The organism is Candidatus Cloacimonadota bacterium (assembly GCA_016932035.1).
Lineage (GTDB): Bacteria > Cloacimonadota > Cloacimonadia > JGIOTU-2 > JGIOTU-2 > Celaenobacter.
Genome location: JAFGDR010000001.1, coordinates 32039 through 48897, shown reverse-complemented (window position 1 = coordinate 48897; position 16859 = coordinate 32039). Strand labels below are relative to the sequence as shown.

The window sequence follows — 16859 nt, the reverse complement described above, 5'->3', positions numbered from 1 at the left end:
CATTGCCTCATTTATTGAATTTCTATGACTTCATATCCGTCATCAAATTTTTTAAGAATCGAGTATTTCTCGGTGCTGATATCCTTGAAAAGGAAGAAGCCATTATCTCTTTTATTGAACTCGTCAATTGCTCTATCGAGGTCAAGTTCTACAGGTTTAATTGTTTTTTTGATAACATTGAGAGCTGCGATCTCGGCTTTTTCAAGTTCCTTCAGTGCAACCTTATCATTCGAATGATGCCGCTTCATCTTCCCAACCTGTTTTTTTATCTGCCGTTCAACCTTCTTGATTACACTGTCGATGGCAGTATACATATCCTGTTCGCGAGCTTTTGCAACTAAATTCAGCTTTTTAACACTGAGATTTATTTCAGCAATATTCCTATTTTTCTCGACCCTGAGTATCATCTCAGCTACGATGATATGGTCGAAATACTTTTTAAGTCCTCTCATTGCGCTTTCCGCATAATCCTTGATAGGATCGGTTAACTCGAAATGACGTGCTGTAATTGTGATCTGCATAGTTACGTACCTCGCTTTATTTATTTTGTAGAATGGTTGATAAATCTGTGGAATAGTAGGAACTTCTTACCAGAGGAGCAGACTCAATGTAGAGAAATCCCATATCCATTCCATCTTTTCTATACTCATCAAAAACGTGCGGATGAATATATTCCTGAACTGGATAATTTTTGGTTGTTGCCTGTAAATACTGACCAATAGTCATCATATCTACACCTGCGTTGCGAGCATCTTCCATTACCTGTATCACTTCCGGTTTTGACTCTCCAAGCCCGACCATGATGCCTGTTTTTGTTCTAATGGCAGGATGTGTTTGTTTCACTCTTTTCAGAAGGGACAAAGATCGATCATAATCTGCTTGAGGTCTAATAGTTGGATACAGACGATGTATTGTTTCAATATTATGATTGAATATTGTTGGTTCTTCATCTGCCACAATATCAATAGCTTTTTTATCACCCTTGAAATCAGGAGTAAGCACTTCTATATAGACTTCATTACCAAGTAGATCTCTGACCTCTTGGATCGTTTTTCGAAAATGATCAGCTCCACCATCAGCGAGATCATCCCGTGTAACCGAAGTGATGATCACATGTTTCAAGCCGAGTTCTTTTGACATTTCTGCAATTCTTCTTGGCTCATCAGGATCGAGTGGTTCTGCATGTACCGTTGTCGGGATTGCACAAAACCTGCAATTCCTCGTGCATTCATTTCCCATAATAAGAAAAACTGCCGAACCTCTTTCGAAGCACTCTCCTCTGTTTGGACATCGAGCGCTTTCGCACACTGTATGAAGTTTATACTCTGAAAGCATTTTCGTAAGATGTGCCGTGTTTGATGCCCCAAGCATTTCAGCTCTTAACCAGGATGGTTTTCGTTGAATTCTATTCATGTATTTTTATTATAGAGATTTATGTGAAAATGTAAATGGAAAATTTAATCAAAATCATATTTTAAAAATCTTTCACCTAAATAAATTTTCCGTGCTTGCGGATCATTGACCAATTCCCGGGATGTACCCGAAAGAAGGACTTTACCTTCATAGATAATATATGCTCTATCCGTGATTTGTAAAGTATCAAGCACATTGTGATCTGTTATCAGAATACCAATATTTTTCTTCTGTAATTTTTTGATGATATCTTGAATATCTGAAACTGCAAGTGGATCAACACCAGAGAAAGGTTCATCAAGAAAAAGGAACTTTGGTTTTGTGATGAGCGAACGGGTAATTTCGAGTTTTCTACGTTCCCCTCCAGACAGCGAATATGCTTTTTGATTCGATAATTTCGTAAGATCAAGTTCATCTAGAGCTTCTTGCAGAATGGCTTTTCGTTCCATCCGCGTATAATTCTGGGTTTCGAGGATTGCCATCACATTCTGTTTTACGGTGAGTTTGCTGAAAACAGACGGTTCCTGAGAAAGGTAGCTGATGCCCATTCGTGCCCGTTTATACATCGGCATCTTCGTGATATCCACATCATCGATGAAAACATGACCGCCATTTGCTTTTATGAGTCCGATCATCATATGAAAAGTTGTTGTCTTACCTGCGCCGTTTGGACCGAGCAACCCAACGATTTCCCCTTGTTTGACCTCTATCGAAACCTGCTTTACGACTTTTTTCTTTCCGTAGATCTTCACGAGATCCTGCGTGCGTAGTATGCTTTCCTTTTGTATCATATGCTTATTTCAAGATTTGATCCGAGCTTGAAAATGTATAAGTTCCCTTTATATCATCTTCAGCAATGATCGTTTGTATGTTTTCTCTTTCATCGAAGAAAACCTGTAGTTGTAAGGTTGCGAGTTTGTTTTCCAGAATATCATTATCTTTTCGTTCTTCAAAAAAACTTTTTGAAACCTTCTGAGCAAGCAAATATCTCAGCCTATCATTGGTAATATCCATTCTTACTTTTTCAGCGTAAAGGTAGTTTTCCTTACCAACACTTTTTTCTTCCTTAAAATGTATGACAGCATTTTTTATAAGATGAAGTTGACTGATCTTCTTATCGTGAAAAAAAACCTGGAACTCATCTGCTTCAGCTGTTGAAAGGTCACTGGAAAAATAGGGATTGCCAAGCATGACTGCTTTCTCTTCATCATTAAAATAAATGAGAAAATTCGAAGTCGCCAGGGTTTCTTCTGTTTCCACTTTGACATCATACGTTGCAGTAAATTTCTTCTCTTCAGCGAAAAGTTCCATCTGCCTGCTGTATATCTTCAATTCGTTATCCTGTTTAAAAGTGAGGACTGGATTGTCCATTGCAAGCCCATAATCTGTTTCCAGATTATATCTGAACTTCCCGCATGTACAGGTCACATCTTCAATAAAATCTGTTGCAATAATATTGTTCAAGGCATGAACTTTCTGTTCATCTTTTTGATATTCGATGAACTCAGCAGTTACTTTTTTAAGGAGTGTATCCTTCGAACTTTCTAAGAAATATGCATCTTCCTCGAGTTTTAATATAGTACCTACATGAGAATAGGTGGCTTTTTGTGCTCCAGCTTCAAGCGTATCATCGACAGCTCGGACATTTCCGAAAAGTTTTACCAGCCGATCTCTCTGGAAGATTTGGGCATTATCTGCAAAAAACTCGATCTCGTCATATATCAGATCGACATCTCCTTTGAGGGTTGTGATCGTGTCATTCTCGACAATATCCAGTTTTACAATATTAGCATTTTTGAGAATATAATGATGACTGTTTTCTGCTGCAGATAATTCAATCGAAACAGCGAACATACAAACAAGGAGAAGACTACCAAAGAACTTTTGATTCATCAACTTCTCCTTCTGCGCTTGCAGTATGTAGGGTAACGTGTTCAAAACGTGCATCACTGGTAAAGCTTGAACCGCGTATCACATTGCCTTGCTGTATGACTTTTACAGAATCATCGGAAAATATCTTATCATTCCTTCGCTCCCAGGTAAGTGATTCGCCAAAAATATCACCTTCCTGCGAGTAAATTTCAATATTACCTTCTGCATAAACCTCTTCAATATCATCATTCACAACTGCACTATCTGCAAAAATGGTTGCAGCTAAAGTGCCATCTTTATTCATAAGTTTAAGCTCAATATCACTGAAATAGATTACGTTATCCTTTGGAAATTTTTTCAGTCTAACAGCTTGTAATTCCCAAAGTGTAATATCTTTTGACGAACTATAAATCACGATAGAATCTGTAATTTCAACACTTTGCTTGCCCATATCCTTGAATGTTACAGGTCCTTTACTATCAGAACATGCTGAAAGTATTATGATAACAATAATCAAACCAAATAATTTATTCATTCTTCTGTAAATAGGAAACAAACGATTTAACTGCGTTGTCAAAGAGATCCTCTCTTTTCAATACCCATTCGATAGCCTCGCGCACAGCACCATTACCACCATGATTTTCCGTAACATAATCACACACTTCTTTTATTTCTTGAGATGCTGCAGGTACTGTAATTGCACAACCAACTTTTTTGAGTAGTGCCATATCATTCCAATCATCTCCCATAAAAATAACTTCATCAAAAGAAGCATTGCACTCTTGCATGATTTTCTCAACAGTTCTGAGTTTATGACGAATTCCAAGATACACATGTTCGATTTTTAAGATCTTCATTCGTGCTTCGATCGTGTTAGTTTTTTTGCCGCTTACAACTGCAGGAATTATCTCAGTTTGTTGTAAAAGGCGAATACCGAGTCCATCACGGACATTGAATTTTCGCGCAACTTGCCCATTATCCAAATAATACAATCCCCCATCAGTAAATACACCGTCAATGTCAAAAATAAATAATTTATATCTCATGTAGCTCCAATGTAAATTTATAAACTTGAGAAAAAAAATGCAACTTTTTTATTATAGGTTGGTGAAAAAAATATGGTTTAAATCAAATCTAACAATTTTCTTATTCTAATCAATACCCTTTCTAGTTCATGTAATGGGAGCATTGAACGTGCATCGCTCTTTGCTCTTGATGGTTCAGGATGTGTTTCTATGAACAATCCCGACACATGCCCTGTTGCAACAGCTGCTGAAGCCATGCTCAAAACAAATTCAGGAGTTCCACCTGAAGTCGTATCCACAGAAGGCTTTTGAAGACTGTGCGTAACATCATAAATCACAGGAATTCCCCACGAATCAAGAAGTTTGAAATTCCTGAAATCAACAACAAGGTCGTTGTAGCCAAAGAAGGTACCTCGCTCTGTAATATATACCTTTGATGCACCTGCCTGTGCTGCTTTTTCATAGGCAAATTGAGCGCTTTTTGCAGACATGAATTGTGCCTTTTTTATATTGATTGACCTTCCACTTTTCGCTGCAGCTTCGATAAGCTCTGTCTGCCTGGAAAGAAATGCAGGGATCTGGAGAATATCAGCAACTTGGGATGTCGGTTCAACTTCATAAGTTTCATGCACATCGGTGAGAATAGGAACAGAAAATCTATCTTTGATGTCAGCCAGAATTTGTAGTCCCTTTTCAATCCCTATTCCACGAAAAGAATCACTTACTGTTCTATTTGCTTTTTTGTATGATGCCTTAAAAATATAATGAAAACCATACTTTTCACATAACGATTTGCATGTCTCTGCTATACATTCGCAATCTTTGAGAGTCTCAATAGCGCAAGGACCGGCAATAATTAAAAAATTCAGTTGTTTATTTTTATCTTTCATAATTAGGATGTCTTTTGTTTTGCATGATATGTCAATGCAGCTTTTACAAAATTATGAAATATCGGATGGGAATGCTCGAGTCTCGACTTGAACTCAGGATGGAACTGCACTCCTATAAAGAACGGATGGTCAGGGATTTCAACGATCTCAACGAGTTTATTGTCTGGGGATATCCCGGAAATAACCATTCCCTTTTTCTCAAACTCTTCTCTATATTCATTATTGAATTCGTATCGATGTCTGTGTCGTTCAGAAATTTTTTCATTATCATAAATCGAATGAGCAAGCGAATCCTTTTTCAGAACACAGGGATATGCACCGAGACGCATTGTACCACCCATATCTTCGATTTCTTTCTGTTCAGGCATAAGATCAATGACCGGGTGGGTCGTTTCAGGATCAAATTCTGCGCTGTTAGCATCATCATATTCTAATTCGGTTCTTGCAAATTCGATGACTGCACACTGCATACCCAGACAAATACCAAAGAATGGAATTTCATGTTTCCGGGCATAGTTGACAATCTCGATCTTACCTTCGATACCGCGCACACCAAAACCGCCGGGAATTAGTATACCATCAACATCTTTAAGGATTTCTTGAAGATCTTCATCAGTTACGATTGTATCCTTAGGGAAAAGTCTATCAGTATCAATGCTTTTTATCACTACCCGTGTTGAGAAGTCGACTCCTGCATGTATCAGACTTTCTGTAATACTTTTATATGCATCCTGATGCCTGACATATTTTCCGCAAAGAGCGATCGTTATAGTTCTGCTGGGATTGGTAAATTTTGAAATATATCCCTTAAGTTTATCAAAATTAACATCACTTGTGGGTATATCGAAATAATCACAGATGATATTGTGCACTCCCTGTTCATAATACAGAATTGGAATATCATATATGCAGGAAGTATCACGTCCTTCGATCACATTTTCATGAAACACATTCGTAAACAGTGAGATCTTCTTTATCATCTCTTTAGTGAGACGTGTACTTGTTCTGCAGATAAGCATGTCCGGTTGAATACCGATCTCGCGAAGTTTTATGACACTATGCTGTGTCGGTTTTGTTTTAGACTCACCGGCAACAGTAATATATGGCACCAGTGTGAGATGGATGAAGAAACAGTGCTTGGCACCATAGGTCAGACGGAATTGTCGAATCGTTTCGATAAATGGCAGACTCTCGATATCACCGATCGTTCCCCCTATCTCGGTTATAACAATATCTGCTTCGTTATCCAGGCTGGTAATACGGCGTTTGATTTCATTCGTGATATGTGGTATGACCTGAACAGTCTTCCCAAGATACACCCCTCTTCTTTCATTTTGGATGATCGTGTCGTATACCTGTCCTGCTGTATGATTGCTCATCTTATTAAGAGAAATATCGAGGAATCTCTCATAATGACCAAGATCGAGATCAGTTTCTGCTCCATCGTCAGTCACAAAAACTTCACCATGCTGGAATGGACTCATCGTGCCGGGGTCAACATTCAAATAGGGATCCAATTTCTGGATTGTAACTTCATATCCGAGTTTCTTTAATAGAAAGCCAATTGAGGCGGAAGCAATCCCCTTTCCCAGAGACGACACCACTCCTCCGGTGATGAAGATGTGTTTCGTCTTTATTTTCATTTGCGTGTAAATACCATCACAAAAATTTCTTTTGTCAAGAGGATTGAAAATTTTTATGATTTTTTTTCAGATTCAGATTTCTTTGATAAATTGATGGTCAATCTTCATCATAGAGAGAAGTAAGTTCACAAGCTATTTTACTTCCGACCTCTGCATTATTTTTCACCAATTCAATATTGGAAGCGAGACTTTTCCCACCTGTTATATTTTTGATAGAATCCAGCAAAAAGGGTGTTATATTTTTACCAGTTATTGTATTCTTTTTTGCGTTATATAATGCTGAATCGATCGCTTGATCAATAATTTTCTTGTCCATCTCGAATTCTTTTGGGATAGGATTTGCAATAACGACTCCTCCATTGAGACCAAGATCCCATTTTGTTTTAAGCAACTCGGCAATTTCCTTGGGTGTATCGATCCTGACATCAACCTTGAATCCGCTGGTTCTTGAATAAAACGCAGGCATATCATTTGTTTGAAAACCGATAACAGGCACGCCATATGTTTCAAGATATTCGAGTGTAAGCCCGATATCGAGAATTGCTTTGGGACCAGCAGAAACCACTGCAACATTCGTTTTTGTCAGTTCCTGCAGATCAGCTGAAATATCAAAAGTATCTGATGCACCTCGATGCACACCGCCGATCCCACCCGTCACAAACACTTTTATTCCTGCCATCTCTGCGATGATCATCGTTGCTGCAACAGTTGTTGCACCATACAGTTTTTGAGAAATTATAAAGGGAATATCTCGTCGTGAAACTTTGTGTATATCATTACTTTTCGCCAGAAATTCCAATTCCTCATCTGAAATTCCGACCTTCATTTTTCCTTTGAGGATTGCAATTGTTGCAGGCACTGCTCCATTTTCTCTGACCACCTGCTCGACTTCCTTTGCGGTCTTGATATTTTCCGGATAGGGCATGCCGTGAGCAATGATAGTCGATTCAAGCGCAACAATGGGTTTCCCAAGATTCAATGCTTCCTGAACTTCAGGAGAGATTTCAAGATATTCGTTCTTCATTGTTCTCTTTCAATGTTACTTTTGATGACAATCATAATTGGAAGAAAATATGTCAAAATTTATAGGTTTATTAGAGTCGTCGAAGACCACTCTCTGACGGAGTAACTTCACAAATTTTACAAAAAGATTGCATGTAAAATTAGATTCCGGCTTATATTGTTTGTATTCTTTTTCAGGAGTATGCATGGACCTTTCGAAAATCAATTATTATTATAATAAATTCAAGTTCGGTGAAGATAATTTTCACAACCTGATGAAGTATCGCATCAAAGAGATACTTCTCGTTTCCACCTTTTATGATGCCTTCATCTTCGAGCAGGACGGACGTCTCTCGGAACAGATCTTCGGTGAATATCGCCAGCTCAATCTCAGTACTGCTCCGCGTGTGACTAGTGTACCAACCGGAAGACAAGCCCTCGACTTACTGGAGGAACGTTCATTCGATCTGGTCATCACGATGATGAGAATTGGTGAGATCAGCCCATTCGAGTTGAGCAAACGCATCAAAGAACAAAGTCCAAACATGCCTATCCTTCTCCTTCTCAATGTTCAGTCAGACATCTCAATTATTGAAAAGAACAAACATGAACTGAAGCACATCGATAAAGTTTTTTTATGGAATGGGGACACGAAACTCTTTCTTGCGATGATCAAAATGATTGAGGATTCCCAAAATGTGGAGTATGATACCAAACAAGGATATGTTCGAGTGATTTTGCTTATCGAGGATTCAATTAAATATTATTCTATGTTCCTGCCCCTGCTCTATGCAGACATACTCAAGCAGACGCAGCGCCTTATTAATGAGGAGCTGAGTGATATTGATAAACGCCTTAAGATGCGTGCACGTCCCAAGGTTCTACTCGTCCAATCCTACGAAAAAGCAGTAACCTATGTAGAAAAATATAAAGATTTCCTTGTTGCTGTTATCTCTGATGTAAAATTCTTCAACAATGGAGTTCTGGACGAAAATGCAGGCTTCAAGCTTATTAATAAGATGAAAGAGCAGCATCTTGAAATACCTGTTGTTTTGCAATCTTCAGATATTGAAAATGAAGAGCAAGCCCGGAACCTGCATGTAAATTTCTTGAATAAAACTTCTAAGACACTACTTCACGATTTAAGGAATATTATAACGAATAATCTTGGATATGGTGATTTTGTTTTTAGAGATCACGAAGGTGCCGAGATCGGAAGAGCTGCAACGATGCTTGAATTTGAAAAGAAGATCAAAGCTTTACCCGGCGAATCAATCCTCTATCATGGTGAAAGAAATCATTTCTCAAGCTGGCTTGTAGCACACGGAGAAATCCAGGTGGCTAAGAAAATCCTCCCGGCAAGAATCGAGGATTTTAAGGATGTGGAAGAACTGAGATCATACCTTCTCGAAGTATTTAAGACAGTTAGGAAGAAACGCACACGTGGAAAGATCATAAACTTCGATCCATCTGCGCTGACCATGAATGACCGCATCATTCGCCTTGCGGAAGGTTCATTAGGTGGCAAAGGACGTGGACTTGCTTTTCTCAACGCACTCCTTGTCACGATGGAATTCGAAGAGGAATTTCCGAATGTACATATCGCCCTCCCAAGTACTTCCATAATCGGCACTTCCGAGTATGATAGATTTATCGAAAAGAACAAGATAGACGAATGGATCATTACGAAATCAGACATCGAGATCCAGGAAATTTTCCTGCAAGGTGAATTATCAAAAGAACTCGTTCGAAAACTCGAGATCATCATCCAAGAAATCACCAATCCACTTGCCGTACGATCTTCAGGACTTCTTGAAGATTCACAATCTCAACCTTTTGCGGGTATCTATAAAACCTTCCTGATCCCTAACAATCATCCAGATAATTCAAAACGCTTGAATCAGCTTTGTAATGCCATCAAACTAGTTTTCTCTTCAGTCTATCTTGAAGGTTCTCGCGGGTATATAGAAAGCATCAATTTCAAGGTTGAAGAGGAAAAAATGGCGGTGATCATCCAGGAAGTCGTTGGTTCAGCTTTTTTTAATGAATATTTTTACCCACATTTTTCAGGTGTTGGTCAGTCGCATAATTTTTATCCTGTCTCTTACCTGAAAAGCAGCGATGGTGTTGTTTCTCTGGCAGTTGGACTTGGTAAGACGGTTGTTGAGGGAGATCGGACATTCAGATTCTGTCCGAAACACCCAAAAATGTCAATCTCCTCCCCTGAAGAACAGGTTAAAGAATCACAGGATTTTATGTATGCAATCTCGATGGACATGCCATCTTTCAACCTTCTCGAAGGAGAAGATGTTACCCTTGCAAAACTCCGCATCAGCCAAATTGAGGATCACGGATCACTTATTCACATGACTTCGACATGGGATCATGAAAACAAGCGTCTTGTCGATGACACGACGAAAAAGGGATCGAAGATTGTAACATTCGCAGACATCCTTAAGTATAATTACTTCCCCCTAGCACAGATTCTGGAAGAAATTCTGGATATTGGAGAAAAAGCTCTCGGTATGCCCGTCGAGATCGAGTTTGCTGTGAATCTCACCAAAGATGAAACAATGGGCATCTATCCGACTTTTTATGTTCTTCAAATCAGACCACTGACCATCAATACAGAAACCATTACCATTAATACTGATCATCTGAATCGTGACGATCTTATGCTGTGTACTGAAAACGGTATGGGTAACGGAATGATCGATTCTGTTCATGATGTTGTTTTTGTTGATATTGAAAAATGGGACAGAACACAAACAGAGAAGATGAGAGATGAGATCATACAGATAAATAAAAAAATGAGGGCTGAAGGCAAACACTATATCCTGATCGGTCCCGGCAGATGGGGTTCACGCGATCGATTCCTTGGCATTCCGGTAAGATGGATGGATATCAACATGGCAAAGATAATTGTCGAAACTAGTGTGAAAGGTTTTACGGTCGACCATTCACAAGGAACTCACTTCTTCCACAATCTCGTGTCCATGGACGTTGGATATTTCAGTATTCCATATAATTCGGATGCTGAATGCCTAGATTGGGACTGGCTCAGAAAGCAGGATTTCGTAGAAAGAACTGAGCATTTCTGCCACATTCATTCTGATCATCCGCTTGTTATAAAAATGGATGGGTACAAGGGTATAGCTGTTATTTATAAATAGTCCGAAATCAACGATTCCATCATTTCTTTGACTTTGTTAATGACTATTGGAGCTTTTACTTTGAGGTCTTCAAAATCTTGAACGAATAAATATGTTTTCACAAATTCAAAATCTTCTTTTGCCCAATCCCGATATGAGTATCGCAGTCCAAAATCGTGTTTTGCAGGGCAGTTCTTCACATTGAAAAGAAATGCTAGTCTTCCCATAATGAGCTTGTTATAGCCATCGAGAGCATCGACTTCTCTACCACGAGCGATTGCTTTCTCAAGTTCAATTTGCATGATAAAAAAAGATTTTTTATGATATGTAAGTTTTGAAATAATTTGCTTATTAATTTCTTTTTCAGGCATCGGAGTCCCATCCATAAGTCCTTTTTTATCGAACCACACATACGAATAACCATGACGGTTTGATTCCATAAATCTATTGCCTGATGATAGTTTTTCGATGAGAAGGTCCACATAAAAGAAAGGTGGAGAATCTTTCAATAAATAGAATGTCTGAGAATGTCCATGCCAAGATGGTTCCGGTATGCGGATTTTCTCCTTGATCCCAAACTGTTCTGCAAGTAATTGCTCTGTTTTTTCAAATAATTCATCCACATAATCATCATCACAGATCAATGCCATATCAAGGTCAGAATAGTCATCATCAAATCCAGTTGCAACCGAACCGCCTTCCCATGCAGTATACACTTTTTCGTCAGATTCCCAAAGTTTTTTTAATTTTCCAGAGAGTATTTTTTTATATTCAAGCATGTGCTCCCCTTAGAATTTTTGTTGTTTGTGTGCTTCTTCACTGGCTCGGTCAATGTTTTTGAATTATTATTTGACAAATAATTATAGGGTTCATTTTTACGCCAAATCATACTTTATGCAAAAAAAATCTGGAGGTATCTCTCATGGGTATGAAAGAATTCATGAATCAGGTTGAAGCTCGCAATCCTAATCAACCTGAATTTCTTCAAGCAGTACATGAAGTGGTCGAATCACTGTGGCCTGTTTATGAAGCTAATCCCCGATATCAAGAAGCAAAGATCCTCGACAGGATCGTCGAACCAGAGCGCGTTATTATGTTTCGTGTTCCATGGACTCGTGACAATGGCGAAGTCATGGTCAATCGTGGTTACAGAGTCGAATTCAATAGCGCAATCGGACCTTACAAAGGCGGACTTCGATTCCATCCAAGTGTTAACCTGAGCATCCTGAAATTCTTAGGTTTCGAACAAGTATTTAAGAACAGTCTTACCACACTCCCAATGGGTGGTGGCAAAGGTGGTTCGAATTTTGATCCTAAGGGAAAATCTGATAACGAAGTTATGCGTTTCTGCCAAGCTTTTATGTCTGAACTTTTCAGTCATATTGGAGCTAATACAGACGTGCCAGCCGGTGATATCGGTGTTGGCGGTCGTGAGATCGGTTTTATGTTTGGCATGTATAAGAAACTCAGAAATGAATTTGTCGGTGTGCTTACCGGTAAAGGTTTGAACTGGGGTGGCAGCCTTATTCGTCCTGAAGCAACAGGATTTGGCGCAACCTATTTTGCTGAAGAAATGCTCAAAACCCGTGGCATGAGCTTTGATGGTAAAACCGTAGCAATCTCCGGTTCTGGAAACGTTGCACAATATGCAGTTCAGAAGGTAAATCAGCTTGGTGGTAAAGTGGTTACACTTTCAGATTCCAGCGGTTTTATTTATGATCCGAATGGCATTAAAGGTAATAAATGGGACTATCTTATGGAACTCAAGAATGTCAAACGCGGACGCATCAAAGAATATGCAGAAGAGTTTGGTGTTGAGTATCACGATGGCTTACGTCCCTGGGGTGTTAAATGCGACATTGCTCTTCCCTGCGCAACTCAGAACGAAGTCAATGAAGATGAAGCAAAGATGCTGGTTAAAAATGGCTGTATCTGCGTTTCTGAAGGTGCAAACATGCCTTCAACTCCTGGTGCGATCAATGTCTATCTTGATAACAAGATCCTCTATGGTCCTGGTAAAGCTGCTAATGCCGGCGGTGTTGCAGTTTCAGGTCTGGAAATGTCACAGAACAGTCTTCGTTTGAGCTGGAGCCGTGAAGAAGTCGATGATAAACTTCATAATATCATGAAGAGTATTCATTCACAGTGTGTTGAACACGGCAAAGTTGGTGATTTCGTGAATTATGTTAATGGTGCAAACATTGCAGGATTCATCAAAGTTGCTGACTCAATGCTCGATCAAGGTATTGTATAATTTAGTAATACAAAAAACAAAGCCCTCTAATTTTGAAGAGGGCTTTTTTATTTTGGGGAATTAAGAAGATTTATTTTTTCCCTAACATTTTTTCTTTGAAATCACTGATCTTTTTTCGTGTCGCATTCAGCTCTATTGTTGCATTTGCTGTAGATGGCTTATTTGAAAAGGTTAGTCCGATTTTCTTATCATTATCTGAGAAATTATATCTGCTCTCAACCGAAAAATCTAACACGCCTTCGCCGTTAATTTCAGCCGAAATCTTATCCAATGAGGAATCAAGTCCGAGAAGTTCTTTCAGCAGATACCAGTTTTCTTTACCTGTTACAGTATTACGAACCTTTGATACAACCTGAAGTGCATTATTGTCATTGACAATTGTACCCTCAGATTCGATGAATGAATTGAACGGAAGTACCACATGCGCAATCTTGGCTGTTTCCGTCATAAAGCAGTCAGCAACGAGAAGGAATTCAAGATTGTTCAACCATTCATAGGTTTCCATCTTATTATTATAAAGAGGATCTTCCCCAAAGATCGCTGCAGCATTCACTTTCTGAATATTTTTGGGTATAGTGAAACCTAAGTCTAATAAGGTCGGTTTGTTTGCAAGTTCTGAGCAGCTCAGGATACCATTTCCGGGAATTCCGAGATTGCCGCGCAGCATACTCAAATTGAAAATCGCATTCTGAGTTTCGTAATCCAGATCGCTTTCAGAATAGACGAACATAACTTTTTTAAATCCGAGAAACTCACGCGCATAATCTATGAACTCATCTGTTTGGATCGTGTGTTGGAGTTCATGATTGAAATCAACAAAATTCTCGATATAACGCGCCACATAATCGATATTATGATGACGATATTCAACAAGATATTTTGAAAATTCGTTGATGACCTCGATATAGTAATTGGTAGGAATATGGAATTCAGCACGTCTTGAAAATCTGTTTTCATCAGGATGTATAAGCATCAGTTTAGCACCATTATTGAGTGCTTGCATGATCTTCACACCAACTGTATGGGTAACATCGCCGATCATAACAATAAGGTCTGCTTGATCCAGATCTGCACTTGGATTTGGAGAATATCCAATATCGAGTTTATCCAGTATGACCGACCCGTTCAACTCCCACGAGAATTTCTTATTACATTTATATTGCTTTGCAAGCCTGGTAATAAGATAGAATTCTTCATTAGTATAATTTCCATTGGTGAAGAAGGCAACTTTTCTCTCCAGCTCGGTAAGCTTATCTGTAATTAAATCGATCGCTTCTTCCCAGTCGACGGGCTGGAGTTTGTTGGCTTTTCTGATCATCGGCTGAGTGATACGTTCTTCATCCTGAAGCACTTCGTAACCAAAATGCGCATTGAAGCAGACATTGTTACCTGTTATCGGACTGTCAGCTGCTTCAGCTTTCATAATGATATCGTTTTCCTTCATGTATGAAACACTGCAGCCAGCACCACAGAGAGCACAGGTCGTCTGAATTGCATCAAGATCAAGAGGTGCCAGCTTATACTGTGTATTTCGAGGAGTGAGAGCACCGACAGGACATACATCAATACATTTTCCGCAACTCATGCATGAGGTATTCATAAGCGATTCACCAAACTCAGGTGCTACGAGTGTTTTAAAACCACGATAGATATAACCAAGCGCACCAACTCCTTGTATCTCTAAACAGGTTCGCACGCAACGACCACAGTTCACACACTTGTTTGCATCACGCAGGATAAACGGATGAGTTTTATCTATTGGATGGTTATTAACTTCTCCAACAAATTTGGTAGCGATCACATCATAATCGGTTGCATATTTTCTAAGCATACAGGTTCTATTCACATCACATCCACATTCGATACAACGAGCAGTCTCTTCATGAACCTGTTCATCAGTAAAGATGTTTTCTACTTCCAGGAAATTCGAAATTCGATCATCTGCGATGAGATGTCCCGAAGAAACCCGGGGTGTTTTATCGTAATCTTTGAGATCATCAGGAGAAATATCTTTATAGGATTCTGCTTTTCTGCTGTTGAATTTTTCTTTCTCAGGTTTGATCTTTTCACCTTTGAGGAATGAGTGAATGCTCTTTGCAGCAAGGTGGGCATCAGCAACACTTTCTATCACGGTTGATGGTCCGCGAGTGAGATCACCACCAGCAAATATCTTATCGATATTCGTTTGCATTGTTGCTTCATTGACTTGGATCGTACTCCACCTTGTGAGTGTCAGACTCTCTCCATTTATCTTTGCTATTTCATCAAGCAGGAATTGAGTATTTGGTTTCTGGCTTACTGCAGGAATGACCATGTCGACCTGCATAATGAATTCGGAATTATCTATTGGAACAGGTCTTCGTCTTCCGCTGCTATCCGGTTCGCCAAGTCGCATTTTTATGACTTGCATTCCCTCTACTTTGCCATCTTTTCCAATGATCTTTGTCGGATTCTGAAGAAGATGGAACTCGACACCTTCTTCTTTGGCATCATTGACTTCAACAGGATCAGCCGGCATTTGTTCTTCAGCTCGTCTGTACACGACCATAACTTTTTCTGCGCCAAGACGAACTGCTGTTCGAGCTGCATCGATAGCAGTATTGCCACCACCGATAACTGCAACGGTCTTACCAACTTTTTTTATCTTACCTTCGACAACATCTTTCAGGAAATCTATCCCAAGATGACATCCCTTAAGATCTTCACCTTCGATGTTCATGCTGACCGCAGTCCATGCACCGATCCCGAGGAAGATCGCATCATATTCTTTATAGAGGAATTGCAGTGTGAAGTCCCTGCCCAATCGCTCGTTATTATGGATCTCTACACCCATTGTTTTAATGAGATCTATTTCCTTATCGAGGATCTCTTTCGGTAAACGATATTCTGGAATTCCATAACGAAGCATACCACCACTTTCCGGCATGGCTTCATATATTTTGCATTTATGCCCTTGCTGTGCAAGATAATAAGCAGCTGTTAGACCAGCAGGTCCTGCACCAACGATTGCAACTTCTTTTCCTGTTGCAGATTTGCATTCTGGAATGTAAGTATTTGCTAAATCTTCAAGATCTTTATCTGCTGCATAGCGCTTGATCTGTCTAATTGCAATCGGTTCATCAATGATCTGACGACGGCATTCTTTTTCACAAAATGCCGGGCAAACACGCCCTACGGAAAGCGGTAACGGGAGCTGTTCTTTGATAAGTTTTACGGCTTCATGATAAAGTCCGTCATTGACAAGCGCAACATATCCCTGCACATCCACTCGAGCTGGACATTCCAATATACACGGAGCAGTACAATCTGCATAATGATCTGAAAGCAGGAGCTCGAAAGCCATCTGTCTGGCTGCTCGTACTTCGTCGGAATCAGTGAAGATCTCCATACCTTCATACACTTTGGTAGCACAGGAGGGAACAAAGCCCTTTCCACCTTTGACTTCAACCAAACAGACCCAGCATGAGCCGTAAGGTTTCAGATATTCGTCGTGGCATAGGGTTGGAATTTCAATACCATATTCTGTTGCAACTTCAAGGATTGTCTGCCCTTTTTGAGCGATCACTTCTTTTCCATTTAATAAAATTTTTATATCAGCCATAACACCC

Annotated in this window: 13 protein-coding genes; 2 read left to right on the top strand and 11 right to left on the bottom strand. The window is 39.4% G+C overall.

Annotation, left to right across the window (positions count from 1 at the left end):
* Positions 1–11: 11 nt before the first annotated feature.
* From raiA to JW794_00180, 9 genes are all read right to left on the bottom strand, one after another.
* On the bottom strand, positions 12–521 hold the full coding sequence (gene raiA / locus JW794_00220; GenBank protein MBN2016555.1) for a ribosome-associated translation inhibitor RaiA: 510 nt from the start codon (positions 519–521) through the stop codon (positions 12–14).
* 16 nt (positions 522–537) lie between these two features.
* Entirely contained in the window at positions 538–1413 is an 876-nt protein-coding gene (gene lipA / locus JW794_00215) for a lipoyl synthase (protein ID MBN2016554.1), read from the bottom strand.
* Positions 1414–1457: 44 nt separating this feature from the next.
* Complete coding sequence (gene lptB / locus JW794_00210; protein ID MBN2016553.1) at positions 1458–2204, bottom strand: LPS export ABC transporter ATP-binding protein; 747 nt, start codon at positions 2202–2204, stop codon at positions 1458–1460.
* A 4-nt stretch (positions 2205–2208) separates the two neighbouring features.
* On the bottom strand, positions 2209–3306 hold the full coding sequence (locus JW794_00205; protein MBN2016552.1) for a hypothetical protein: 1098 nt from the start codon (positions 3304–3306) through the stop codon (positions 2209–2211).
* A complete protein-coding gene (gene lptC / locus JW794_00200) occupies positions 3284–3820 on the bottom strand; it encodes an LPS export ABC transporter periplasmic protein LptC (protein MBN2016551.1) in 537 nt (178 codons plus the stop codon). Before lptC ends, JW794_00205 begins: the two co-directional genes overlap by 23 nt.
* On the bottom strand, positions 3813–4331 hold the full coding sequence (locus JW794_00195) for an HAD hydrolase family protein (protein ID MBN2016550.1): 519 nt from the start codon (positions 4329–4331) through the stop codon (positions 3813–3815). Before JW794_00195 ends, lptC begins: the two co-directional genes overlap by 8 nt.
* A gap of 77 nt (positions 4332–4408) precedes the next feature.
* The gene (kdsA, locus tag JW794_00190; protein MBN2016549.1) at positions 4409–5200 is read right to left on the bottom strand and encodes a 3-deoxy-8-phosphooctulonate synthase; all 792 of its coding nucleotides are present in this window, start codon (positions 5198–5200) and stop codon (positions 4409–4411) included.
* Positions 5201–5202: 2 nt separating this feature from the next.
* The gene (locus tag JW794_00185; GenBank protein MBN2016548.1) at positions 5203–6843 is read right to left on the bottom strand and encodes a CTP synthase; all 1641 of its coding nucleotides are present in this window, start codon (positions 6841–6843) and stop codon (positions 5203–5205) included.
* Positions 6844–6940: 97 nt separating this feature from the next.
* Complete coding sequence (locus tag JW794_00180; protein MBN2016547.1) at positions 6941–7867, bottom strand: pseudouridine-5'-phosphate glycosidase; 927 nt, start codon at positions 7865–7867, stop codon at positions 6941–6943.
* 184 nt (positions 7868–8051) lie between these two features.
* Here JW794_00180 and JW794_00175 point away from each other — a divergent pair, with 184 nt between their 5' ends.
* On the top strand, positions 8052–11018 hold the full coding sequence (locus JW794_00175; GenBank protein ID MBN2016546.1) for a hypothetical protein: 2967 nt from the start codon (positions 8052–8054) through the stop codon (positions 11016–11018).
* On the opposite strand, the gene JW794_00170 is transcribed toward JW794_00175, so the two are convergent.
* Positions 11009–11776 carry a hypothetical protein gene (locus JW794_00170; GenBank protein MBN2016545.1) on the bottom strand — a complete coding sequence of 256 codons (768 nt, stop codon included), beginning with the start codon at positions 11774–11776 and terminating at the stop codon, positions 11009–11011. The two genes, JW794_00175 and JW794_00170, sit on opposite strands and share 10 nt — an antisense overlap.
* A gap of 143 nt (positions 11777–11919) precedes the next feature.
* On the opposite strand from JW794_00170, the gene gdhA reads away from it, so the two are divergent.
* A complete protein-coding gene (gdhA, locus tag JW794_00165) occupies positions 11920–13251 on the top strand; it encodes an NADP-specific glutamate dehydrogenase (protein MBN2016544.1) in 1332 nt (443 codons plus the stop codon).
* A gap of 70 nt (positions 13252–13321) precedes the next feature.
* On the opposite strand, the gene JW794_00160 is transcribed toward gdhA, so the two are convergent.
* Positions 13322–16852: an FAD-dependent oxidoreductase gene (locus JW794_00160; GenBank protein MBN2016543.1), complete on the bottom strand. Its 3531-nt coding sequence runs from the start codon at positions 16850–16852 to the stop codon at positions 13322–13324.
* Positions 16853–16859: the final 7 nt, after the last annotated feature.